This is a genomic window from Oceanicaulis sp. (genome assembly GCF_965249665.1).
Classification (GTDB): Bacteria; Pseudomonadota; Alphaproteobacteria; order Caulobacterales; family Maricaulaceae; genus Oceanicaulis.
Genome location: NZ_OZ252247.1, coordinates 50,835 through 72,518, shown reverse-complemented (window position 1 = coordinate 72,518; position 21,684 = coordinate 50,835). Strand labels below are relative to the sequence as shown.

Sequence of the window (21,684 nt, the reverse complement as noted above, 5' to 3'; positions counted from 1 at the left end):
ACCCCTGCATGACCGATAAAACTGCTCCCATCGCATTGGAAGACCGTGACCAGAACGGCGCGCGTCTGAGCTCGCCCAGCGCCGCACGCAATCGCGGCCCGATCACGACAGCGCTGAGCGCACGTTTGCCAGAAGGCGCGCGTGTGCTTGAGATCGCCAGCGGCACGGGTGAACACGCTCTGGCCCTGGTGACCCATCGTCCCGATTTGATCTGGACGCCGAGTGATCCCGATCCGCAATCTCGCGCCAGCGCTGACGCCTGGGCCGCAGACGCCCATGGCCGGATGCAGCCTGCGCTGGACCTTGATGTCTGCGCAGCAAACTGGTGGGAAACAGTAGAGCCCGTGGACGCGATGTACTGCGCCAACATGATACATATTGCGCCCTGGGAAGCCGCTCAGGGGTTGTTTGCAGGCGCCGCTCAGTTGTTGATTGAAAAAGGCGCGCTGCATCTTTACGGGCCTTATCAGGAAGGCGAGGCGACGGCGCCGTCCAATCTCGACTTCGACGCGAGCTTGAAACAGCGCGACCCAAGATGGGGCGTTCGAGCGCTCGCCGATGTGGACACACTGGCTGGCGCATATGGCTTCGTTCGAACCGAACGCGTCGATATGCCCTCCAACAATCTACTGCTGACCTTCCAGCGAGGCGCCGCATGATCGGCTTCATTCTGATCAGCGCCATAATCGGCGCACTTGCCGCCTGGCGTCTGGCCATGCCGTTTTTCAAGGCGTCGGCGAGTGGAACAGCCAACCGGATTCTGGCGCTTGCGGCGGTCCCGATCGTGCTTCTGGGCGCGCTGGGACTGTATTTTGTCAACGGTGAGCCCGATGCGCCCGGCGCGCCCTATAGCGAAGTTGCGGCGCGTCTGAATGCGACAAATCCCGAAGACCTCACACCGGAAGAGCAAGAGGCGCGTTTGCGCGCCATCTTGCGCGAAGACCGTGAGAATTTGCAGGCTTTGACCTTGCTCGGCCGGTTTCTGGCGCGCACCGAGCGCGAACTGGAAGCGGTGACGTTTTTCACGCGGGCGCTGCAGATTGAAGAGGACCCGCGCATCCTATCCGATCTGGGCCAGGCGCTGGTCGTGCTTAACGACGGTCAGGTCACGCCCGAAGCGGAACGCGCGTTTGACGCGGCCTACGCTCTGGATCCGACATTGCCGGAACCGGCGTTCTTTCTGGGCGCGGCTTATTATGCGCGTGGAGACCGCAATGAAGCCGCGCGCGTCTGGTCTGACATCATAACCCGTCTGGATGCCGGTGACCCGTTCCGCGCCGCCATCGCGGCGCGCGCCGCGGATCTGTTGTCACGGCCCCGGGGCGGGCCAGGCTCAGACGGCGCCGCGCCCTTTGCAGACGCCATCGCGGCAGGCGCTGCGCCCGATGATCTGGCGAGCATGATGGTCGACCGTCTTGAGATGCAGCTTGAAGATGATCCTGACGACTTGTCAGGCTGGCTCACACTGGCGCGCGCGCGTTGGATGCAGGACGAGCCCGAGGCCGGAGCCGCGGCGCTGGAGCGCGCCCGGACCCAATTTGAGAACAATCCCGGCGCGCTGGCCTTGATTGCAGCCATGCAAAGCGCATTTTCCGGCGAGGAGACGAACGGATGAGAAAAGCCCAGCGACGACTGATGATCACGCTCGCTGCCGGTGTGGTCCTTGTGGGCGCGGCGGCGCTGGCGATGACCGCCATGCGCGACGCCATGGTGTTTTTCTATTCTCCCGCCATGGTCGCTGAAAACCCTCCGCAAGCAGGCCAGCGTGTGCGTGTGGGCGGGTTAGTGCTTGATGGATCGGTGGAGCGCCCCGCACGCGGCGGTGCGAACTTCACCATTACTGACGGGGCTGGCGAAATTCGCATCGCTTATGGCGGATCGCTACCGGATCTGTTCCGTGAAGGTCAGGGCATTGTCGCCGAGGGTGCATTCAGCCCTGAAGGCCAGTTCACCGCCGACACCGTGCTCGCCAAGCACGACGAATCCTACATGCCGCCTGAAGTCGCCGCGGCTTTGCGTGAATCGGGCATGTGGCACGAAGAAACCGGTGACCATTCCGGCTATACTGGTGCGAGCGGCTATGGCGATGCAGAGACGGAGCAGCCGTCATGATCGCCGAACTTGGTCGTTATCTCATCGCGTTGGCGTTGCTGGCGAGCTTCGTGCAGATGCTTGCCGCCTGGCGGGGCGCGGATCAGGGCGGGCGCGGGGCTTATGCTGAAGCCGGGCGCGTGGCTTCAGAAATCGGGATGCTGGCTGCAGGCGCGGCAATGATCTTGTTGATCGCAAGTTTTTTGCGGTCTGATTTCTCGATCGCCTATGTGGCCGCCAATTCTTCGGTCGACAAACCCCTGGCCTACAAGATCGCCGCCAGTTGGGGCGGACACGAAGGCTCGATGCTGTTGTGGTGTCTGATGCTGTCTGTGTTCGGCTATGGTTTGGCGCAACGCGGGCCTCAAGAGCCGGGATTGCGCGCGCGGGCTGTGAGCTTTCAGGGCCTGTTGCAGACCCTGTTCTACGCTTTTCTCGCCTTTGCCTCTAACCCGTTTGAGCGTGTGTTTCCGGTCCCGCTTCAGGGCGCTGAACTGAACCCGATCCTGCAAGACCCCTTGCTCGTGATCCACCCGCCCATGCTCTATGTGGGCTATGTGGGGCTGTCGACGGCCTTCGCCATCGCGGCGGCGGGCCTGATGCAGAAAACGCCGGGGCGGGCTCTGGCGACGGCGCTCCGCCCCTGGGCGCTGGGCGCCTGGACGGCGTTGACCGCCGGCATCGCACTGGGCGCGTTCTGGGCGTATTACGAGCTTGGCTGGGGCGGCTGGTGGTTCTGGGACCCGGTCGAGAACGCCAGCTTCATGCCCTGGCTTCTGGGCGCAGCGTTGATCCACTCCTCCATCGCCACTGAGAAGCGCGGGGCGTTTCCGGGTTGGACCGTGTTTCTCGCGCTGTTGGCGTATATCCTTTCAATCCTCGGCGCTTTCCTGGTGCGTTCGGGCGTGATCACCTCGGTGCACGCGTTTGCGCTGGACCCTGAACGCGGCGTCTGGATTCTGGGCATGCTGGGCGTGTCCGCTGTGGCTGGCTTCCTGTTGTTTGCACTGCGGGCCGGATCGCTGGGCGAGGGCGACGGCTTTGAGCCCACCAGCAAGGAAGCGCTGATCGGCGCCAATAACCTGCTGCTCGCAGCCACCTCGGGCGTGGTCCTTGTGGGCACGCTTTATCCCATGTTGCTGGAGTTGATGGGCGGGCCGACAATCTCGGTAGGTGCGCCGTATTTCAATGCTGCGGCGACGCCGCTCTTGCTAATCGCGGCTTTGCTGATGCCTGTCGCGCCCTTCCTGCCCTGGGCCAATGGCGGGCTGAAAAATGCTGTGTCGCAAATGCGGGCCGCATTGATGCTCATCCCCGTGGCGGCGATCATAGTGGCGTTTCTGATGGCGGGCGCCAGCCCGCTGGCGGTTCTAGGCGGCGCGATTGGAATCTGGGCTATTTCCGGTGCGGTGATGGATCTGGGCCAATCGCTGCCGGTGGCCATGGCGCGAGGCCAGAAGCTCATGGTGACAGGTCGGGTTCTGGCCCATGCCGGGGTCGGGTTTATCGCCTTGGGGGCAGCGGCGGACGCATCGCGACCGCCCGACCAGAATCTGGCGTTGGCGCCTGGAGAAAGCATCACCATAGCCGGACGCACCCTGACGCTGGATGGCGTGCGCCGGGCGGACGGACCGAATTATATGGCGGATCGGGCGCGTCTTGTGATCGATGGCGGCGAGGGCGGCGTCATGGAGCCAGAGCGGCGCTTTTACGCCGGCGCCAACCAGACGACGCGCGAAGTGGCGCTTAATTCCTCCATCGCAGGCGATCTTTACGCCTCGGTGGGAGAGGCGCGGATGCGCGAAGACGGGACCACCGCCTTTGAAACCCGTATTGCGTTCCACCCGCTGGTCTGGTCGCTCTCTTTGGGCGCCATCCTGATCGTGCTGGGCGGCGTCCTGGCTTTGGTTGGTCGCTTGCGCGCCCGCGCCACGCTGCGCGTCCAACCTGACGCCGCGTCTCAATCCGCAATGGAGGCGTCGTGATGAAGGCGTTGATCCTGGCCGCAGCGCTTGCGGCGCAGACCGCTGCGACAGGGCTGCCTGCGGATGAAGAAGCCCGCGCCCAGGCACTGATGCGCGAAGTGCGCTGCATGGTCTGCGCGGGCGAGTCGATCCTGGACTCCAACGCCGGACAGGCGCAGGACATGCGCCGCTTCGTGCGTGAGCAGGTCGCCCTGGGTGCAGATGATGACCGGGTGCGAGAAGCGCTGGTGGAGCGGTTCGGCTATGCCGTGCTGATGCGCCCGCCTGTGGATACCAGCACAGCGATCCTTTGGGCGACACCGGTGCTGTTATTGCTGCTGGGCGGCGGTTTGCTGGTCACATCCATGCGAAAACGACCCTCGAAAACGTGAGCGTCTCCGCCTTGATCAGATCACCAAGAGGGGCCACCTCTCCGTGATCCGGATCACAAGAAGAGGCAGGCATGGCGCAATCAGAGAAAGTCACCTTCGCGGGCGCCTATGGCGACACGCTGGCCGCGCGGCTGGAGCGTCCTGACGGCGCCGTGCGCGCCTATGCTCTGTTCGCGCACTGCTTTTCTTGCTCCAAAGATGTCCACGCGGCTCAGCGTATCGCCCGCCGCCTCACCCAACACGGCTATGCGGTCCTGCGCTTTGACTTCACCGGTCTTGGCCAGTCCGAAGGTGAGTTCTCCAACACCAATTTCAGCTCCAATGTGGCGGATTTGGTGAAGGCGGCGGATTTCCTGCGTGAGCAGTATGAAGCGCCGAGCCTGCTGATCGGGCACTCGCTTGGCGGCGCGGCCGTGATCGCGGCGGCCCCGCAAATACCTGAAACAACAGCCGTGGCGACGCTCAATGCACCGGCGGACGCCGACCATGTGCGTCACCAGTTCACCGCTGATGATGTGGATGAAATCGAGAGTAACGGCTCTGCGACAGTGTCGCTCGCGGGCCGCTCCTTCACCATCAAGAAGCAATTCCTGCAAGATATCGGCGAGCACAAGCTCGAAGACATTGTCGGGACCATGAAGGCGGCGCTGTTGATCGCGCATTCCCCGGTGGACGAAACCGTCGGGATTGAAAACGCGACACGCCTGTTCGTAGCGGCGCGGCACCCCAAAAGCTTTGTCAGCCTCGATAACGCCGACCATCTGCTCAGCCGCGAGCAAGACGCGAATTACGCGGCAGATATGATCGCGGGATGGGCCAGTCGTTATGCGCCGCCCGCCAAGGTCGGTCCGCCGCCACGACTTGCGGGTGACGATACGGCGGTTGTTGAAGAAACAGGACTTGGCGGCTTTCACAGCTGGGCGGTGACGGGCGCGCACGCCTTCATCGTTGACGAGCCTGAAAAGCTGGGCGGGCTGAATGGCGGGCCGGCGCCCTATGACATGTTGTCTGCGGCGTTGGCGGCTTGCACCACCATGACGTTGCGGATGTACGCCAACCATAAAAAGATCGAGTTGGGCCGCATCCGGACGCGCGTGCGCCACAGCAAGGTGAAGTCGGACGGCCCTTCAGATCTTTTTGAGCGCCAGATCGTCGTGGAAGGGCTGGACGATGAGGCCTTGCAGCTGAAATTGCTCGAGATCGCCAATAAATGCCCGGTGCACCGCACGCTGGAGCACGGCGCTCAGGTGAAAAGTCACTATAATTCAGACGCCTAGACTCTGGTTTTTTAAATTACGAAACCGTAAGGTTGCCGTAATGGTCTGGTCAGCCGCACCCTGTCATCAAACCCTTGTTCCCATGGATCGGCGCAGGCCGGTTCCGACACGCGTAAAGGACTGTGATTGTCTGCCATGAAACTCACCAAACGTTTGATCCTGTCCGCCACCGTCGCCGCTTTGTCGCTGGGCGCCGCCACGACGGCGGTCGTCAGCGCCCAGGAGGCGCCGTCCGCCTATGCCTATGGCGCGCCCAATGGCGCGCCGATGAGCTTCGCCAGCCTGATCGAACAGGTCAGCCCGGCGGTGGTCTCCATTGAGGCTGAAGGCAGCGTGGACGCGAGCGCTGCGCCGGACATGTCCCAGCTGCCGCCACAATTTCGCGAATTCTTCGAGCGGTTTGGCGGCATGCCGGAACAACCGCGCGAACGCCGCGCTCAAGGCTCGGGCTTCTTCATTTCTGCTGACGGCTATGTGGTCACCAATAACCATGTGATCGCGGATGCGGACACTATTCGTGTGGTTTTGACCGATGGCCGGTCTCTGGTCGCAGAGGTGGTGGGAACTGACGTCGCGACCGATCTGGCGCTGCTGCGCGTTGAGGAAGAAGACGAACCCTTCGCTTATGTCGAGCTGGACCGCGATCTGGACATACGGGTGGGCGACTGGGTCGTCGCCGTTGGCAATCCGTTCGGTCTGGGCGGCACGGCGACTGCCGGGATTATTTCAGCCACCGGGCGGCAGATGGGCGCCAGCCAAGCCTACACAGACTTCCTTCAGATCGACGCGCCGATCAATCGCGGCAATTCGGGTGGTCCGGCGTTTGATCTTGATGGTCAGGTGGTGGGCGTGAACTCCGCCATCATCAGCCCCACCGGCGGCAATGTGGGCATCGGCTTCGCCATTCCCTCAGACCTCGCTGCGACCGTGATTGACCAGCTGATTGAAAACGGCGAAGTGCGCCGCGGCTATCTGGGTATTTCTCCGGCGGTTCTGACCGATGATCTCAAGGACGCCATGGGGCTCGACGCAGATCTTGAAGGCGTTCTGATCAATCAGGTTCTCGACGATACGCCGGCGCAAGCCGCCGGTCTTGAGAACGGCGACATCATTTTGCAGATCAATGGCGAAGCGGTGGATGATCCGCGTGAGCTGACGCGCCGCGTCGGCGCCTTCGCGCCGGGCGAGCGGGTCGCATTCCGCATCTTGCGCGACGAGCGCGAGCGTACGATCCGTGTTGAACTGACCGAACGACCGGAAAACGCCGCGCCGCAAGCGGGCGCAGAACGTGAAACGGGCGCCGCAGCCCAGTTCGGTCTGGCGTTGAGCGCCCCGACCGAGGCGGAATCCGAGCAGCTCGAGCTGGACGGTCGCGGCCTTCTGGTTCAGGGCGTGCGCCCGGGCTCTGAAGCGGCGGAAAAGGGTTTGCGTCCTGGTGACGTCATCCTGGAAGCCGGCGGACGCGATCTGGTCGGCCTGTCTGATTTTGAAGCTGCTGTCGAGGATGCGCGTGCGCGGGATCGCCGGGCGCTTCTGGTTTTTGTGGTCTCCCAGAACGGACAGCGGCGCTATGCCGCCCTCGAAATGCCGTCTGACGAGAGCGACGAAGAATAACAATGACATCAGGCGCCGGGTCGGGAAGCCCGGCGCCTGATCTGGTTCGGGAGAGTGAGATGCGAATTCTGATCGTCGAAGACGACCGCGAGGTCGCCGGCAATATTGCGAAAATGTTGCGTGAATCCGGCCATGTGGTCGATGCGGCTCATGACGGCGAGGACGGTCTCGCCATGGCGCGGGACGGCGCCTTCGATGTTTTGATCGTGGACCGGATGATGCCCCGCCGCGACGGACTTTCGATGATCTCCATCCTGCGCGAAGAAGGCGACAAGACGCCTGCGCTCGTCCTGTCCGCCATGGGCGAGGTGGATGACCGTGTGGCCGGCCTGACGGCGGGCGGCGACGATTACCTGGTCAAACCTTATGCGCCATCGGAGTTGAAAGCGCGTGTGGACGCGTTGGCGCGTCGCCGTGATCCTGAAGCGCTCAAGACCCGGCTTCAGGTTGGGGATCTGGAGATGGATCTTCTGGCGCGCACCGTGAAGCGCGGCGAGGAAGCGATCCAGCTGCAGCCGCGTGAGTTTCGCCTGCTCGAATTTCTCATGCGTCACGCCGATCAGGTCGTGACCCGCACCATGCTGCTTGAAAAGGTCTGGGACTATCATTTCGACCCTCAGACCAACGTCATCGACGTGCATATTTCTCGCTTGCGGTCGAAAATCGACAAGCCTTTTGACACCTCGATGCTGCACACAGTGCGCGGAGCAGGCTATCGTCTGTCGAGCTGAGACAGACAGGCGGACGAACACTGAATACCAAGCACAATAAAGGCTGGCGGGCGCCTGCATTTCTGCGGACGACCGCTTTCCGCCTCACGCTGCTGTCCGCGGCGCTTTTTGCGCTGTCGAGCTTCGTCATCCTGGCGCTGGTCTACGCCGCTTCCGTCAGCGCGGCCATGCGCCGAGCGGATGCGTCAGTGTCCGCCGAGGTCGCCGAGATCCAGCAGCTCTATCAAGAACGCGGCTATCAAGGCGCCTATCGCTATCTGGTGCAGCGGTCTGTGGGCGGCGGCGAGTTCTTCTACATGCTGCTCGACCCGCAGGGCCAGCAGCTGGTGGGCAATATCTACGGCCTGCCCGAAGCGCCCACGGATCCGCAGGGGCGGGTGCGGTTCACCTATGACCGTCAGCCCGTGGAAGGGGTGAATGACCGCGCCGAGGAGGGCCGCGATGCGCGCGGTCAGATCGTCGAGCTGGGCGATGGCTATCAGCTTTTCGTTGGTCTCGACGTGGAAGAAGAAAACCGCTTCGTCGCCAACACGCTCAACTCGGTTCTGATCGCTTCAGGTCTGTCGCTGGCGCTGGGAATCGTGTCCGGCGCCGTGGTCAGTCGGCGCTTCGCCCGGCGCCTGGACGGCATCAACGCCGCGGCGCGGGCCGTGATGACCGGGCGTCTCGAGACCCGCGCCCCGCGGACCTATTCCGGTGATGAGCTGGATGAGCTCTCGCTAAATTTCAACGACATGCTCGACCGGGTGGAAAACCTGATGCACCGCATGCGCACCGCCGGCGATTCCATCGCCCATGATTTGCGCTTGCCGCTGACCCGCATGCGCGGCCGCATTGAATCCGCCCTTGTGGAGGAAGGCGATGTTGAGGCGCGCGAAGCGGCGCTGATGCAGGCCGTCAGCGATGTGGACGAGCTGTTGAAGACCTTCAACGCTGTCCTGTCGCTGTCGCGTCTTCAGACGGGCGAGCGCCGGCGCGCTTTTGAAGCTGTCGATCTCAGCGCGCTCATGGAAGACATGTGCGAGCTCTACGAGCCGGTGTGTGAAGATGCGGGCACCGATTTCAAATGCGAGTGCGAGCCGGGACTCACGGTGATGGGCGACCGCGAGCTGATCGCCCAGTCCATGGCGAACCTGATTGATAACGCCATCAAATACACGCCTGACGGCGGCGCGATTGCGCTGCGCGGCCGCAAGACGGGCGAGGGGCGGGTTGAAATCTCCGTCACCGATACCGGTCCCGGTATTCCAGTGGAAGACCGCGAGCGGGTGCTGGAGCGCTTTGTGCGTCTTGATCGCTCCCGCAACCAGCCCGGCGTCGGGCTAGGCCTGTCTTTGGTCAACGCCATTGCGGAAGTGCATGGCGGTGTCCTGAGTCTCGATGACGGCCCCGGCGCCGTGGACGGCTCCGGCCCGGGCCTCAGGATCGCTCTGACGTTTTCGAAGCGGAAATAGGCTCGGCCTTGTCATGGCCTGCGGTGCGCAGGGTCTGGAACTTGCGCAGGACGGATTTCAGACGAAACCCGAAAAAGAGCAGGAAAAACCCGATGAAAGTCTGAATAGATGCTTCTACTAGGCTGGGTGAGAAATATGCCCGACTCCGTATTGGGTTGGGGTTGTCTATGTTGGCCGCTGCATGGTGGGCTAGATGCAATACTATGTTTATAATTTGAGGGGCGCTATCTATTATTGTTATTGCCCCTAGAATACACAATGCTATTAGAACAATATCTTGAGCGTCGATAATTACAGTATCTTTGTTCTGTGCGTCTTGTGATATTCTTTTTGCAATAGGTGCTGAAAAAGCCCAAATTAATGAAGCGAGCATAATCTGGAAGACTGAAGTCGCCGGCCTTATAATTAAAAGTAGGCCGAATTCTGGTGATTGATTTAGAAAATATTGGGTCAGCCCTTGTAGAAGAGGGGGGAGTGCCGATACCGCAAAAAACAAGGCGAGCAGGCGGATTGCCGCCACACAGAGATTTCTGATCATGGATTCCCCTCCTGCAAGAATCGGACGGTAGGGGAAGCCGAACCGTCTCGCAATCTTGCAGCAGCCCGCAACGCTCTGCACTCTGCGACCATGACTGCGCCGCTCACAGATCGTCTCACCAAGACCCTGCCCAATATCGCCCCGGACCGCGCCCGGCGGGCACGCGAGCGCATTGGCGCGGCGGCGTTTGACGCCTGGGGCGAGGGGGCGGTCTTTCTCGACAGCGTGTTCGCCGCGGCGCCCTATCTGGCGCGGACAGCGGCGCGGCGTCCTGACACGCTGCTTCAGCTTGCCACGACCCCTCCTGAAACCCTGATCGAACGTTTGTGCGAGACGGCGCGCGACGCAGCGGCGCTTGAAGACGAAGCCGAAGTGAGGGCGGTGCTGCGCCGGGCCAAGCTCGATTTGCATCTGGTCACGGCGCTGGCGGATCTCTCAGGCGCGTTTAGTCTGAAACAGGTGATGGCGGCGCTCACGGACTTCGCCGACGCCGCCGTTCAGGCGAGCCTGGCCTGCGCCGTGCGCAGTTATGGGGTCGCGGTCAACGATCCGCTCAATCCCTTGCCGGGCTATTTCGTACTCACCCTGGGCAAGCACGGTACACGCAGCCTGAATTTCTCCTCCGACATTGATCTTGTGATCGCCTATGAGCCCGAGATCATCGAGCTGCCTGAGGGTAAGGACCCGCTCAAGCTGTTCTCACGCATCGCACAGAAACTCAGCGCGATCATGCAGGACGTGACCGCGGACGGTTATGTGTTCCGCGTCGATTTGCGGCTGCGCCCGGATCCGGGATCAACGCCCGTCGCGGTCAGCGCGGACATGGCGCGCTATTATTTCGAAGCGCTGGGGCAGAACTGGGAGCGGGCGGCCTACGCCAAGGCGCGGGTCTGCGCCGGCGACCGGGCGGCGGGCGAGGGGTTCTTGAAAGACCTCACCCCCTTCATCTGGCGGCGGACCATGGATTTCGCGGCGGTGGAGGATATCCGCGCCCTCGCCAAACAGATCCAGGCCGTGGGCAAGCGCGCCGAAGTACGCGCGGCCGGCCATGACGTGAAGCTGGGGCGTGGCGGCATTCGCGAGATCGAGTTCTACGCCCAGTGTCTGCAACTGGTGTTCGGCGGGCGGATGCCCGCTGTACGCGCACCCGCAACCATGGACGCCTTGTCGGCGCTGTCCGCGCACGACCTTATGGTGTCAGACGAAGCCGAGGCCCTGATTGCTTATTACATCGCCCTGCGCGATACGGAGCATCGCATTCAGATGCTCGAAGACGAGCAGACCCAGACTCTGCCGCTGCAGGCCGAGATGCGGCGGGCGGTGGCGGCGCTCTCGGGTGCGGACGACCTGTCAGAGTTTGACGCGCGCATGACCGCGCTGTTCGGCGCCGTGCATGCAGCCTTCTCCGCCCAGTTTGATGACGGCGACAGCCTGGCGACGGAGGCGGGCAGTCTGGTCCTGACCGGGGTTGAACCCACGCCGGACACCCGGGACACTCTGGACCGGCTGGGCTTTTCTCAACCGGATCGAGTGTGGGAACGGCTCGCGGGCTGGGCGGCGGGGCGGGCGCGCGCAGCGCGGACCGAACGCGCCCGGCGTTTGTTTTCGCGATTTGCGCCGCGCCTGATCGAGGCGCTGGCGGCGACAGGTGACCCTGACGCCGCCTTCACCCGCTTCTCGATTTTCTTTGAAGGCTTGCCGAGCGGCGTGCAGCCCTTGTCGCTGCTGGTGAACCAGCCCGAGCTTGCGCGGGAGCTGATCGCCATGCTGGGGCTGGCCCCGCGTCTGGCGGAGGTGCTGGCGCGCCGTCCGGCGCTTCTGGACAGTCTGCTTGATCCGGCTTTCACGCGCCCTTTGAGCGAAGACCCGCCCGCGTACCGGATCAAGCGGTTTTCAGGGCTGGAGACGCTGGACTATGAGCAGGCGCTCAATGCCGCCCGTCGTCTGGCGCGTGAAGAGAAGCTGCGAATTGGCGGTCAGTTATTGCTGGGCCGGGCCCGCGCGCAGGACGCTGGCCAGGCGTATGCGGATCTGGCGGATGCGTCTCTGGGCGCTATGGCGCAGGCGGCGCTCTTGGAAATGATCACGCGGCACGGCCCGCCGCCCGGCGCTTGGGCGGTGTTGGGCTTGGGAAAGCTGGGCGGGCGGGAGCTGTCGGCGACGTCTGATCTCGACATCATGCTCGTCTACGAACCGAGCGCAGAGCAATCGCAAGGGCCGCGCCCCCTGGGCGCGCAAACCTGGTTCATCCGATTCACACAGCGTCTGGTCTCGGCGCTGACAGCGCCGACCGAGGAAGGCGAGCTGTATGAGGTGGATCTGGCCTTGCGTCCCTCAGGCTCGGCGGGGCCGGCAGCAGTGAGCCTGTCGCGCTTTGAAGACTATTATCAGACGTCTGAAGCCTGGACCTGGGAGCGCATGGCGCTGACCCGCAGCCGGATCGTGGTCGACGGCGGTCTGGCGGCGCGACTGGATCGCGCCATTACCGCCGTGATAGAGACGGCGGGGCCTGCGGACACGCTGAAATCAGACGCGGCGAATATGCGCGCGCGCCTTGAGCGCGATAAGCCCGCACACTCTGCGTGGGACATGAAAATGCGGGCGGGCGGGCTGATCGATATTGAGTTCATCGCCCAGATTGGTCAGCTGGTTTTGAACAAACGTCTCGGCGCGGACACCCAAGGGGCTTTGGACCGGCTGGTGGAGGCGCAATGGCTGGACAGGGCGGACGGAGAGGCGCTCAAATCAGCGCATGAGCTCAATGCCGACCTGACCCAGATCCTGCGCGCCGCGCACGGCGCCGCCTTTGATCCGGACAAGGCGAGCGAGCCGTTCGCTCAGCGCTTGTGTCAGGCGGCGCATTGCGATGACCTGGACTGCACGGCGGACGCGTTGAATATCGCGGCGGCTCGCGTGCGCACCCTGTTCGAGCGTTATATCGGTGAGGTGACATTCACCGCGACGGAATAAAGCCATGCCATGCGTACCACAGGTATCAGCGAGGGAGAGACCACGCCCCGCTTGGAGACAGGAGATTGGTACGATGAAGAGATTGATAAGCGCCGCAGCCCTTGTGCTGGTTCTGGGATCTGGCGCGGCCCTGGCTCAACCCACGGGATATGACGGGCCAGGCGCCCGCGGCTACGGGCATGCTGAGCGCGGCGCGCATCACCGCGGCCATGGCGGTCGCGGCATGCGGGGCCTGATGCTGCTGCAGGTCGCTGACCTGAACGGCGACAACACCGTTACGCGCGCTGAACTGGAACAGCTCCAGACTGAGGCGTTTTCCTACCGGGACCGCAATGGCGACGGCTTCCTGGATCAGGCGGATGCATCCCCGGCCCGCCAGCGCATGATGGCGCTGCGAGAAGCCCGCGCGGATGCGCGCGAGGAGCGCCCGCGTCGCGAAGGCGGCCGCAACCGGGGTCGTGAAGGGAGAATGGAGGCGTTTGACGCTGATCAGGATGGCCGCATCTCGCGCGTAGAATTCCTGGCGCAGCCTCAAGGGATGTTTGATCGTCTGGATGCAAACTCTGACGGATCGATCACGCCTGACGAACTCGACGCGCATCTGCAAGAGCGGGCGGATCGGCGAGACGAACGCCGTGCGCGCTGGTGGCGCGATTAGCCTGCTCGAACGAAAGCTGCGCGCGTGTCCCGCCCCCTCCTGAAAGTGATTGAAGGTTCTCCTCGCAGGACGGGGGGAGGTGAGGAGGCGCGCGCCGCTGATGCAGAGCTGGCGCTCGGCGTCGCTCGGGGCGAGGCCGACGCCATTCGGGCCTTGACCCAGCGTTGCTTGCCTAGGGTGCATGCTGTGGCGGCGCGCTTGTTGAGTGATCGTTCTGAAGCTGAGGATGTGGCGCAAGAGACCTTCTTGAAGGTCTGGCGCAAGATCGGTCTCTACGATCCTGAGCGCGCAAGGCTTGAAACCTGGGTGACCCGGATCGCCATGAATGCGAGTTATGATCGCCTGCGCAAGAAGCGTGATAGCCAGTTCAATGGTGATGCGCCCGAACTCATTGATGACGCGGTCAGTGCAGATGCGAGGCTGACCGGCGAGGACGCCCTGACGCGGGTGAGGGCGGCGGTCGCTGCTTTGCCAGAGCGTCAGAAGCTGGCGCTGGAATTGTGCCATTTTCAGGAGCGGACCAATATCGAGGCCGCCCAGATGATGGACGTCAGCGTCGAGGCCGTGGAATCGCTGCTGGCGCGCGCCCGCCGGAGCCTGAAAAAGACATTGGCGCGTGATCGTGAAGAACTGATCCGGGACGCTGCTGGATTACAGGGATCGGGAAGAGAGCTATGAGCAAAGATATCATGATGACCCCGGACCGGTTTTCTGAACTTGCGGACGCTTATGGCGGAACGCTGGAGCGCTGGCCCTGTAATGTGCAAGTTGCGGCCCGCGCGTTCTGCGATGCCGAGCCTGCATTTGCGCAGGCCTGTCTGGAGGAGGCGTCTGCGCTTGATGCTTTGCTTGATCTGGACGCTGGCGTGCTTCCGGCTCCAGCGCTTTATGAAACCATCGCAGTATCGGGTTTGCGCCGCGCCTATGCGCCGCCGCGCTGGGCGGGGGTCGCGGCCGCATTGGCGTTGATGTTCGGCGCGGGCACAGGCTGGATCGGTTCCCAGATGAACGCTCAACCCGTTGACGATGTAATTTACGCCAACGCTTTCTCTGTGCTGTCAGAGACGCAAACCTTGTTTGAGGACGCCTCATGAGCCGGATCAATCTCTGGATCGCCTTGCTGCTGGTCTCTGTTTTGCTGAACGGGGTCCTGATCGGCGCTGGCGCGCATCGCTGGTTGAGCGATGACGGCGCCGGACGCGTGTCCATCCGCGCGAACGCCGCCGATGCGGCGAGCGTGCGCGGCTTTGAACCGCGCAATTTCTTCCGCGCGCTTCCGGAAGACTATCGCAGGCCTGTGTTTGAACAGATGGAGGGATCCCGCGAGGAGGTTTTCGCCCTGATGCGGGATCTGGGCGAAAAGCGCCGCGCCGTGCGCGTTGTGCTGACTGCTGAGCCGTTTGACCCGGACGCCGCCCAGCAGGCGCTGCGCGAAGCGCGTGAGGCGCGCGCCCGGCTCGAGCAACGCACCGAAGCCCTGATCCTGGATGCGGCGGACACTTTGCCGGCGGATATTCGCCGTGCGGCGTTCGAGCGGGCTTTGACCCGACCCGCAGATCGTGATCATGGCCGGCGTCATCTTCACCGTCATGAGGGGGATCGGGACGACAGGGAGCGCCGCGGGCCGGACGCGCCGTCGTCAAATGACGGACCGGATTTCGATTGATCTTCGGCTTTAGTCATCCAGACGATCAGGCTTCCGCCGTCGCATCGGCGACCTGCACGCTTTGCTCTATCGGATGCGCCGGCAGGGTGAAGGAGACCGTGGTGCCTTCGCCCAGCTTGGAGTCGATCCGCAGCGCGCCGCCATGCAACTCGATCAGTGATTTTGAGAGCGCCAGGCCCAGACCGGAGCCCTGGTGCTTTTTGGAGTGCTGGCTCTCGATCTGTTCAAAGGGACGCCCTACGCGCAACAGATCGTCTTCAGCGATGCCGATGCCGGTATCTGACACTTGCATCACCACGCCGTCCGCCGCCTGAAAGCCGCGCAGCTTCACCTTGCCGCCTTCTGGGGTGAATTTCACGGCATTGGACATCAGGTTGAGAAGGACCTGTTTGAGGGCGCGCGGATCAGCGGAGATTTCCGGCAACACATCGCCTTCAACGGTCAGCTGAATGGATTTCTCTTCAGCGCGGGCGCGCATGATGCGCACGCATTGCTCGATGACGTCTGATGGCAAAAGGGGTTCGGGCTGGAGCTGCATCTTGCCCGCCTCGATCTTGGACATGTCCAGAATGTCGTTGATCAGCGACAGCAGATGCTGCCCCGAGCTCAGAATGTCGCCCACATAATCCTGATAGCGTTCATGGCCCAAGGGGCCGAACATCTCCGCAGCCATGATCTCGGAAAACCCGTTAATGGCGTTCAGAGGCGTGCGCAGCTCATGGCTCATATTGGCCAGGAATTCAGACTTGGAGCGGTTGGCTTCCTCGGCGCGGATTTTTTCCTGCTCGTAATTGGCGGCCAGCTCTTGCACGCGCTCCTGGGAGCGACGCAGGTTCTCGACTGTGCGCCGCATTTCGCGGTCATTTTCCTTCAGCGCGCTTTGCTGCTCCTTGAGCGCGGTGATGTCCGCGCCGACGCTCACGAGGCCGCCATCGGCGGTGCGCCGCTCGGCATAATGGATCCAGCGGCGGTCTTTCAGCTCAAGATCATAGTCATCTTGGCCGTCATCGGAGGCGTGCGCCATTTTGATGGCGGGCGCGGCGGCGGCTTCTACCTGTTCATAACTGGCTCCGATGCGCAAATCGCTCTCGGAGAATCCGAAAAAGTCGCGAAATTTGCGGTTCCAGAGCACCAGGCGTCCGCGCGCATCCCACAGCACGAAGCTCTCGCTCATGGATTCCAGGGCGGCGCGCAATCGCGATTCAGCGGCTGCGACCCGAGCCTGGGCCCCTTTGCGCTCGGTTATGTCGATAGCGACGCCGATGATGCGACGGGTCTGCGGCAGCAGGCGTCCGCGCAATTGCAGCCAGACGGGCAGACCCGCAGCCCGCACTTCCAGGTCAACATCTTGTGCATTGGCGGCGCCGCGCAGCGCAGCGCGCACTTTCGGACGGTCTTCCTTGCCCAGAAGCAACAGGAGTTCGGGGCCGGACATGGCCTCGCCTCGCGCGCGGCCGATCAGCTGAGCGAAGGAATCCGTCAGCACGACTTCATCCGTATCGAGGTCCCAATCCCAGACGCCGCAGCGGGCGCCCTCGATGGCGAGGTGCAGCCGGCCTTCGGAATCAGTCAGTTTCGCCTGGGTGTCGCCCAGCCGGCCCATCTGGTTGCGCAGCACGATCGACAAGGCGATCGCTGTTCCCAGCGGCGCCAGGAACAACAGAAGATGGAACAGCAAGGTGCTGTTCCAGGCGCTGTGGTTGATGCCGTCCGGACCGAGGCTCAGCGCTTGCAAGGGTGCGCCGGTAATGGCGGCGGCGCCCAGAATGCGGTCCTCATCGCCCAGTCGTGCGCCGCGCATGGCGCCGCCATTGCGCGCCATGGCTGATACGGTGGCGGGGTCGAGACCCAGCCGCTCGGCGGCGAACGGAGCGCCGGTGAACGGCGTCGCCGGGTTCAGCGCCAGCAGTCGACCTTCGGCGTCCGTCAGCATCGCCACATCATCGCGGTTCCAGCGCGGCAGCAATTCCTGAGGCGTCAGGCTTGCGACCAATGCCCCCACGGACCCGTCAGACAGCGGCGCCGGAGCGGTGAGCACAAGCGGCGGTGTCTGCCCCGGTCTCGCTGCGAGCCCTGTGGACGCCTGCAAGGCCGCGTTCGCCGCTTCGCGCAACATGTCAGGGTCCGCAGCGCCGGCGGCGATCAGGCGTCCGTCAGGCGTCAGCAGCGCCGCAGCGTCCACCCAGGCGGCCTCGATCAGATTGTCGAGCCCGGCCTGGGCGCCGGCGTCAAGACTCGCCGGACTCATCACTTCGAGCTGGGACGCGGCCATGGCCAACGCGCCCCGCACTTCTGACAAGCGTCCCGACACACGTTCGGCGATGAAGGCGGCGGTGCGCGCCTGAGAGGCTTCGGCCTCGGCCCGTGCAGCGGTCCATTCCTGGTGCAGCTTTACCAGGATGACGCATCCAAACACTAGGGAGAAGGCGATGACGGCTAGTGTCGTAGGCCATAACGACGCTTTCGCTTCAGCATCGACCGAAGCGGTGGAGCGGTCGCGTGCAGCGCCGCGAGCGGACTGTTGGCCGACACGAATCATCCTTAGCAAACTAAGGTGTTCTGCGGGCGTTCGTCCAGCGCCGTAAATGACGTGTTAAGAGGGGGCGCCGGGCCGATCAGGCCATCAGCTGGTCAATGGCGCCCTGATCGTTTTCATCACCGGATTCAGAGACATCAACCCCTTCATCGGCATCAGGTTTCGCTGAGCCGACAGAGCGGCGTTCAGGGCCGTTGTAATCCTCGTGCTTGCGGCGGCGATCGGGGCCCAAATAGTTCGCGGTCTTCACGAAGGGGCGGGGATTGTTCACCACCGCCACGATCTTTTCCCACATCTGCCGAGCGGTGACGGGCTTGGCGCAGATCTCGGTGACACCGGCGTCGCGGGCGGCCATGATGCGGGAGCGTTCGGTGTGGGCGGTCAGCAAGATGATCGGCACGAAAGGGTTTTTCATGTCCGCGCCGCGGCGGACCATCTGAATGAACTCCAGCCCATCCAGAAGCGGCATCTGATAATCCACGATTATCAGGTCGATAGGCTCATGACGCGCAATTTCGAACGCTTCCACGGCGTCGCGCGACTCATGGGTGCGGGAAATGCCGAAGCCAAGCAGCATCGAGCGGACAATGCTGATCATGTGAGCATTGTCGTCGATGATCAGGGTGTTCACATTGCCCATACGGGGCGTCATGGCCGCAGCTCCATTGGTTCAGCGCGTCTGTCTGAATCCTGTTCAGCCTAGGGCGTATGCTGTTGCCGTGTGGTTAATCCACTGACAAACCATCCGGCTGATTGGTGTCGGGGCGAGCGTTCACGGCCCGAATTAATTCCGCCGCTGTTTTGGCGAGGTTGATGGTCTGGCTGGAGGCGTCCGGATCATCCTGAGCCGAGCGCACCAGGCGTTCGGCCAGGGCAAATAGACTGGGAGCATGAACGATCAAGCGCGCCTGATGCTCGATCCGGCCCGGATCGCGATCATATTCAGCGCCCGGCACGCGCCAGCCGCCCCAATTCTGAGAGTCGGTGACGACCACAGGATAGCTTCCCGGCTGGGGATGGTGCGCGCATTCCTCAGCGGTTTGCCCCTTATTGCGCGCGCGCATCAGCCGCCAATGGCCGACCTGGGAGTCCTCGACCGCTTCTGCGCTCAGTTCGTCCGTTGTGAAATCTCGCCCAAGCCCGCAGTCATAAAGCACTTTTACAGGTTCTTCGACGTCTCGCACCCAATGGGGTTTGACCTTCTCGATCACCGCCCATGTGCCAACCGGTTTGACGTAAACCCGCTGGTGTTTGTGAAACTCAGCTTTCGCCATGTCATACTCCCTATGCGGGAAGAATGTCATGTTGGTCTCAAAGCCGGGTTAAACTCCTTGGTTAATCGCCCTTGCAAAGCTTGATGGGTGTGGCGCCGCCTGGCGGTTTATCCTGGCAGATCATCGCCGGAGCCGCGCTTGCACTCTGTTGATGCCCTAAGCGATCAATTTTTCCTGCAAGCGCATCGGCGCTGATGATTGCGCTTTGCATGATGGCGGCCTAAATCCGTGGCCATGACCCAGAACACGCTGACCCTTCGCAAGCCCGACGACTGGCATGTGCATCTGCGCGATGGCGCCATGCTTGACTTCGTCGCCGATTTCACCGCCCGCCAGTTTGCCCGCGCGATCGTCATGCCCAATCTGACGCCGCCGGTCACAACGGTGGATCAGGCGCGCGCCTATCGCGATCGCATCAACGCAGCGGTGCCCGCAGAGCGCGGTTTCACCCCCCTGATGACGGCCTATCTGACCGACACGGTCAGCGCGGACGAGATCGAGCGTGGCTTCAAGGAAGGCGTCTTCACCGCCGCCAAACTCTACCCTCAGAACGCCACCACCAATTCCGCTCACGGCGTCAGCGATATCGCCAATATCTACCCAGTGCTCGAGCGGATGGAAAAGATCGGCATGCCGCTCTTGGTGCATGGCGAGGTCGTCAGCCCCGATATCGATATCTTTGACCGCGAGGCGGTGTTCCTGGAGACCGTTCTGGGGCCGCTCAACAAAGACATGCCGGGCCTGCGCGTTGTGCTCGAGCACATCACCACCGAGCAGTCCGTTGAGTTCGTGAAGGCTGGCGGGGACAACATCGCCGCCACCATTACCGCGCACCATTTGCGCATTGATCGCAATGACATGCTGGTGGGCGGCATCCGGCCTCACGCCTATTGTCTGCCCGTGGCCAAGCGCCGCTTGCACAAGCTCGCCCTGCGCAAAGCGGCGATTTCGGGTGATCCGAAATTCTTTCTCGGGACCGACACGGCGCCCCATGAGCGCCACGCCAAGGAAAGCGCCTGCGGCTGCGCCGGCATTTTCAGCGCGCCCGTGGCGATCGAAAGCTATGCACAGACGTTTGAAGAGGAAGGAGCGCTGGACAAGCTGGAAGGTTTCGCCAGCGAGTTCGGCCCAGCCTTTTATCGCATGCCGCTCAATGAGGGCCGGGTCACTCTCAAACGCCAGCCCACATTGATCCCTGAGCGTCTGGAGCGCGGTGACCTGGACGTGGTGCCGTTTCACGCCGGGGAAGAGATGCACTGGCGCCTGGTTGAGGACTGAATGTTCGAGACGGGCTTGCGAGCTCAACAAAAAAACGCCGCCCTGCACCGTGCAGGGCGGCGTTTTTTTAGGACTGAGCGAGTCTTAGGCGGCCGGCGCCTCGACACTGCTCATGTCAATAACGAACCGATAGCGCACATCGGCTTTTTCCATGCGATCAAACGCGGTGTTGATCTCTTCCAGCTTGATCATTTCGCACTCGGGCAGGATGTTCATCCGGCCACAGAAATCGAGCATTTCCTGTGTTTCCGCGATACCGCCGATCAGCGAGGCTGCGATGCGGCGGCGGCCCATCAGCATGGCCGGCGTGGCGAACTCCTCCATGGGGCCGACCTGACCGACGAGCGTCAGCGTGCCGTCCACATCCAGAAGCGGGATGTACGGGCTGACATCATGCTTGACCGGGACTGTATCAATAATCAGGTCCAGTGAGCCGCGGGCCGCCTTCATGGCGTCCTTGTCAGTGGAGATCAGCACGGTGTCCGCGCCCAGCTTGAGGGCGTCTTGTTCCTTGCTGGGAGAGCGGCTCAGCACCGTCACATGGGCGCCCATGGCGACAGCCAGCTTGATCGCCATATGGCCCAGTCCGCCCATGCCGACAACGCCAACCCGGCTGCCCGGTCCCACATTCCACGTACGCAGCGGCGAATAGGTTGTGATGCCCGCGCACAAGAGCGGCGCAGCGCGCGACAGGTCGAGCCCATCGGGCATGGCGAGCACGAACTCTTCACGCACCACGATATGCTTGGAATAGCCGCCCTGGGTCGGCTCGCCTGTGATCCGGTCCTTGGAATCATAGGTGGCGGTCATGCCGTTCCGGCAGAATTGCTCTTCACCATGATCGCATTGATCGCAGTCCTGACAGCTGTCGACCATGCAGCCCACAGCCACATTGTCTCCAACAGCGTGTTCCGTGACATCGGGACCGATGGCGATGACCTTGCCAACAATCTCGTGGCCCGGCACCACCGGATAATCCACTTTGCCCCAATCGCCGCGCGCAGTGTGCAGATCAGAATGGCAGACGCCGCAATACGTGATCTCGATGGCGACATCATTGCCGCGCAGCTCGCGGCGTTCGAAATCATAGGGCGCGAGTGGCTTGTCGGCGGAATAAGCGGCGTATCCGGTGGTTTTCACGGGTCTCTCCTGAGACTGGCTTCTCTAGATCTGCCACAGATGTAAGGCCAAGCATTTGTATCGCAAGCGATATAAAGTAACGCTTGGCCCTGTCTCTGCAG

General features: G+C 62.8%; 21 protein-coding genes. 15 read left to right on the top strand and 6 right to left on the bottom strand.

Annotated features, from left to right (window positions below):
- Positions 1–8: 8 nt before the first annotated feature.
- The 9 genes from ACP154_RS00360 (at position 9) to ACP154_RS00320 (ending at position 9,523) form a co-directional block, all read left to right on the top strand.
- Positions 9–659 carry a DUF938 domain-containing protein gene (locus ACP154_RS00360; RefSeq protein ID WP_421857912.1) on the top strand — a complete coding sequence of 217 codons (651 nt, stop codon included), beginning with the start codon at positions 9–11 and terminating at the stop codon, positions 657–659.
- Positions 656–1,615, top strand: a complete 960-nt coding sequence (locus tag ACP154_RS00355) for a hypothetical protein (RefSeq protein WP_421857915.1) — start codon at positions 656–658, stop codon at positions 1,613–1,615. Before ACP154_RS00360 ends, ACP154_RS00355 begins: the two co-directional genes overlap by 4 nt.
- Positions 1,612–2,112 carry a cytochrome c maturation protein CcmE gene (ccmE, locus tag ACP154_RS00350; protein WP_107711153.1) on the top strand — a complete coding sequence of 167 codons (501 nt, stop codon included), beginning with the start codon at positions 1,612–1,614 and terminating at the stop codon, positions 2,110–2,112. Before ACP154_RS00355 ends, ccmE begins: the two co-directional genes overlap by 4 nt.
- Entirely contained in the window at positions 2,109–4,076 is a 1,968-nt protein-coding gene (locus ACP154_RS00345; protein ID WP_421857917.1) for a heme lyase CcmF/NrfE family subunit, read from the top strand. Before ccmE ends, ACP154_RS00345 begins: the two co-directional genes overlap by 4 nt.
- The gene (locus ACP154_RS00340; RefSeq protein WP_421857920.1) at positions 4,076–4,447 is read left to right on the top strand and encodes a cytochrome c-type biogenesis protein; all 372 of its coding nucleotides are present in this window, start codon (positions 4,076–4,078) and stop codon (positions 4,445–4,447) included. Before ACP154_RS00345 ends, ACP154_RS00340 begins: the two co-directional genes overlap by 1 nt.
- 71 nt (positions 4,448–4,518) lie before the next feature.
- A complete protein-coding gene (locus ACP154_RS00335) occupies positions 4,519–5,724 on the top strand; it encodes an alpha/beta fold hydrolase (protein WP_421857922.1) in 1,206 nt (401 codons plus the stop codon).
- A gap of 135 nt (positions 5,725–5,859) precedes the next feature.
- Positions 5,860–7,338 carry a Do family serine endopeptidase gene (locus tag ACP154_RS00330; RefSeq protein ID WP_421857925.1) on the top strand — a complete coding sequence of 493 codons (1,479 nt, stop codon included), beginning with the start codon at positions 5,860–5,862 and terminating at the stop codon, positions 7,336–7,338.
- Between the two features lie 59 nt (positions 7,339–7,397).
- The gene (locus ACP154_RS00325) at positions 7,398–8,069 is read left to right on the top strand and encodes a response regulator transcription factor (protein ID WP_107713545.1); all 672 of its coding nucleotides are present in this window, start codon (positions 7,398–7,400) and stop codon (positions 8,067–8,069) included.
- A gap of 167 nt (positions 8,070–8,236) precedes the next feature.
- On the top strand, positions 8,237–9,523 hold the full coding sequence (locus tag ACP154_RS00320; RefSeq protein ID WP_107711148.1) for a sensor histidine kinase: 1,287 nt from the start codon (positions 8,237–8,239) through the stop codon (positions 9,521–9,523).
- Here ACP154_RS00320 and ACP154_RS00315 read toward each other — a convergent pair.
- Positions 9,489–10,061: a hypothetical protein gene (locus ACP154_RS00315; RefSeq protein ID WP_421857928.1), complete on the bottom strand. Its 573-nt coding sequence runs from the start codon at positions 10,059–10,061 to the stop codon at positions 9,489–9,491. The genes ACP154_RS00320 and ACP154_RS00315 overlap by 35 nt on opposite strands.
- 90 nt (positions 10,062–10,151) lie before the next feature.
- Here ACP154_RS00315 and ACP154_RS00310 point away from each other — a divergent pair, with 90 nt between their 5' ends.
- From ACP154_RS00310 to ACP154_RS00290, 5 genes are all read left to right on the top strand, one after another.
- A complete protein-coding gene (locus tag ACP154_RS00310; RefSeq protein WP_421857931.1) occupies positions 10,152–13,031 on the top strand; it encodes a bifunctional [glutamine synthetase] adenylyltransferase/[glutamine synthetase]-adenylyl-L-tyrosine phosphorylase in 2,880 nt (959 codons plus the stop codon).
- 73 nt (positions 13,032–13,104) lie between these two features.
- Complete coding sequence (locus ACP154_RS00305) at positions 13,105–13,689, top strand: EF-hand domain-containing protein (RefSeq protein WP_421857933.1); 585 nt, start codon at positions 13,105–13,107, stop codon at positions 13,687–13,689.
- A gap of 24 nt (positions 13,690–13,713) precedes the next feature.
- Positions 13,714–14,367 carry an RNA polymerase sigma factor gene (locus ACP154_RS00300; RefSeq protein WP_424993759.1) on the top strand — a complete coding sequence of 218 codons (654 nt, stop codon included), beginning with the start codon at positions 13,714–13,716 and terminating at the stop codon, positions 14,365–14,367.
- Positions 14,364–14,783: a hypothetical protein gene (locus ACP154_RS00295; protein ID WP_421857936.1), complete on the top strand. Its 420-nt coding sequence runs from the start codon at positions 14,364–14,366 to the stop codon at positions 14,781–14,783. Before ACP154_RS00300 ends, ACP154_RS00295 begins: the two co-directional genes overlap by 4 nt.
- Positions 14,780–15,355: a periplasmic heavy metal sensor gene (locus ACP154_RS00290; protein WP_421857938.1), complete on the top strand. Its 576-nt coding sequence runs from the start codon at positions 14,780–14,782 to the stop codon at positions 15,353–15,355. The genes ACP154_RS00295 and ACP154_RS00290 overlap by 4 nt, the downstream gene beginning before the upstream one ends.
- A 25-nt stretch (positions 15,356–15,380) precedes the next feature.
- On the opposite strand, the gene ACP154_RS00285 is transcribed toward ACP154_RS00290, so the two are convergent.
- The 4 genes from ACP154_RS00285 to ACP154_RS00270 form a co-directional block, all read right to left on the bottom strand.
- The gene (locus ACP154_RS00285) at positions 15,381–17,894 is read right to left on the bottom strand and encodes an ATP-binding protein (protein ID WP_107711142.1); all 2,514 of its coding nucleotides are present in this window, start codon (positions 17,892–17,894) and stop codon (positions 15,381–15,383) included.
- A gap of 76 nt (positions 17,895–17,970) precedes the next feature.
- Positions 17,971–18,543, bottom strand: coding sequence for a response regulator (locus tag ACP154_RS00280; protein ID WP_421857940.1), 573 nt, complete (start codon positions 18,541–18,543; stop codon positions 17,971–17,973).
- Positions 18,544–18,616: 73 nt separating this feature from the next.
- Positions 18,617–19,165, bottom strand: a complete 549-nt coding sequence (locus ACP154_RS00275) for a hypothetical protein (RefSeq protein WP_421857942.1) — start codon at positions 19,163–19,165, stop codon at positions 18,617–18,619.
- 61 nt (positions 19,166–19,226) lie between these two features.
- Positions 19,227–19,376, bottom strand: coding sequence for a hypothetical protein (locus ACP154_RS00270; protein WP_421857945.1), 150 nt, complete (start codon positions 19,374–19,376; stop codon positions 19,227–19,229).
- Between the two features lie 23 nt (positions 19,377–19,399).
- On the opposite strand from ACP154_RS00270, the gene pyrC reads away from it, so the two are divergent.
- Positions 19,400–20,443, top strand: a complete 1,044-nt coding sequence (gene pyrC, locus ACP154_RS00265) for a dihydroorotase (protein WP_421857948.1) — start codon at positions 19,400–19,402, stop codon at positions 20,441–20,443.
- Between the two features lie 84 nt (positions 20,444–20,527).
- On the opposite strand, the gene ACP154_RS00260 is transcribed toward pyrC, so the two are convergent.
- Positions 20,528–21,583, bottom strand: coding sequence for an NAD(P)-dependent alcohol dehydrogenase (locus tag ACP154_RS00260; RefSeq protein WP_107711138.1), 1,056 nt, complete (start codon positions 21,581–21,583; stop codon positions 20,528–20,530).
- Between the last annotated feature and the right edge of the window lie 101 nt (positions 21,584–21,684).

Bases quoted from the DNA above. Each gene is read 5' to 3' on its own strand.
- ACP154_RS00295 (WP_421857936.1), top strand. From the start codon at position 14,364: ATGAGCAAAGATATCATGATGACCCCGGACCGGTTTTCTGAACTTGCG.
- ACP154_RS00330 (WP_421857925.1), top strand. From the start codon at position 5,860: ATGAAACTCACCAAACGTTTGATCCTGTCCGCCACCGTCGCCGCTTTG.
- ccmE (WP_107711153.1), top strand. From the start codon at position 1,612: ATGAGAAAAGCCCAGCGACGACTGATGATCACGCTCGCTGCCGGTGTG.
- pyrC (WP_421857948.1), top strand. From the start codon at position 19,400: ATGACCCAGAACACGCTGACCCTTCGCAAGCCCGACGACTGGCATGTG.
- ACP154_RS00345 (WP_421857917.1), top strand. From the start codon at position 2,109: ATGATCGCCGAACTTGGTCGTTATCTCATCGCGTTGGCGTTGCTGGCG.
- ACP154_RS00280 (WP_421857940.1), bottom strand. From the start codon at position 18,543: ATGACGCCCCGTATGGGCAATGTGAACACCCTGATCATCGACGACAAT.
- ACP154_RS00335 (WP_421857922.1), top strand. From the start codon at position 4,519: ATGGCGCAATCAGAGAAAGTCACCTTCGCGGGCGCCTATGGCGACACG.
- ACP154_RS00285 (WP_107711142.1), bottom strand. From the start codon at position 17,894: ATGATTCGTGTCGGCCAACAGTCCGCTCGCGGCGCTGCACGCGACCGC.
- ACP154_RS00320 (WP_107711148.1), top strand. From the start codon at position 8,237: ATGCGCCGAGCGGATGCGTCAGTGTCCGCCGAGGTCGCCGAGATCCAG.
- ACP154_RS00270 (WP_421857945.1), bottom strand. From the start codon at position 19,376: ATGCAAAGCGCAATCATCAGCGCCGATGCGCTTGCAGGAAAAATTGAT.
- ACP154_RS00305 (WP_421857933.1), top strand. From the start codon at position 13,105: ATGAAGAGATTGATAAGCGCCGCAGCCCTTGTGCTGGTTCTGGGATCT.
- ACP154_RS00315 (WP_421857928.1), bottom strand. From the start codon at position 10,061: ATGATCAGAAATCTCTGTGTGGCGGCAATCCGCCTGCTCGCCTTGTTT.
- ACP154_RS00340 (WP_421857920.1), top strand. From the start codon at position 4,076: ATGAAGGCGTTGATCCTGGCCGCAGCGCTTGCGGCGCAGACCGCTGCG.
- ACP154_RS00275 (WP_421857942.1), bottom strand. From the start codon at position 19,165: ATGGCGAAAGCTGAGTTTCACAAACACCAGCGGGTTTACGTCAAACCG.
- ACP154_RS00355 (WP_421857915.1), top strand. From the start codon at position 656: ATGATCGGCTTCATTCTGATCAGCGCCATAATCGGCGCACTTGCCGCC.
- ACP154_RS00360 (WP_421857912.1), top strand. From the start codon at position 9: ATGACCGATAAAACTGCTCCCATCGCATTGGAAGACCGTGACCAGAAC.
- ACP154_RS00310 (WP_421857931.1), top strand. From the start codon at position 10,152: ATGACTGCGCCGCTCACAGATCGTCTCACCAAGACCCTGCCCAATATC.
- ACP154_RS00325 (WP_107713545.1), top strand. From the start codon at position 7,398: ATGCGAATTCTGATCGTCGAAGACGACCGCGAGGTCGCCGGCAATATT.
- ACP154_RS00290 (WP_421857938.1), top strand. From the start codon at position 14,780: ATGAGCCGGATCAATCTCTGGATCGCCTTGCTGCTGGTCTCTGTTTTG.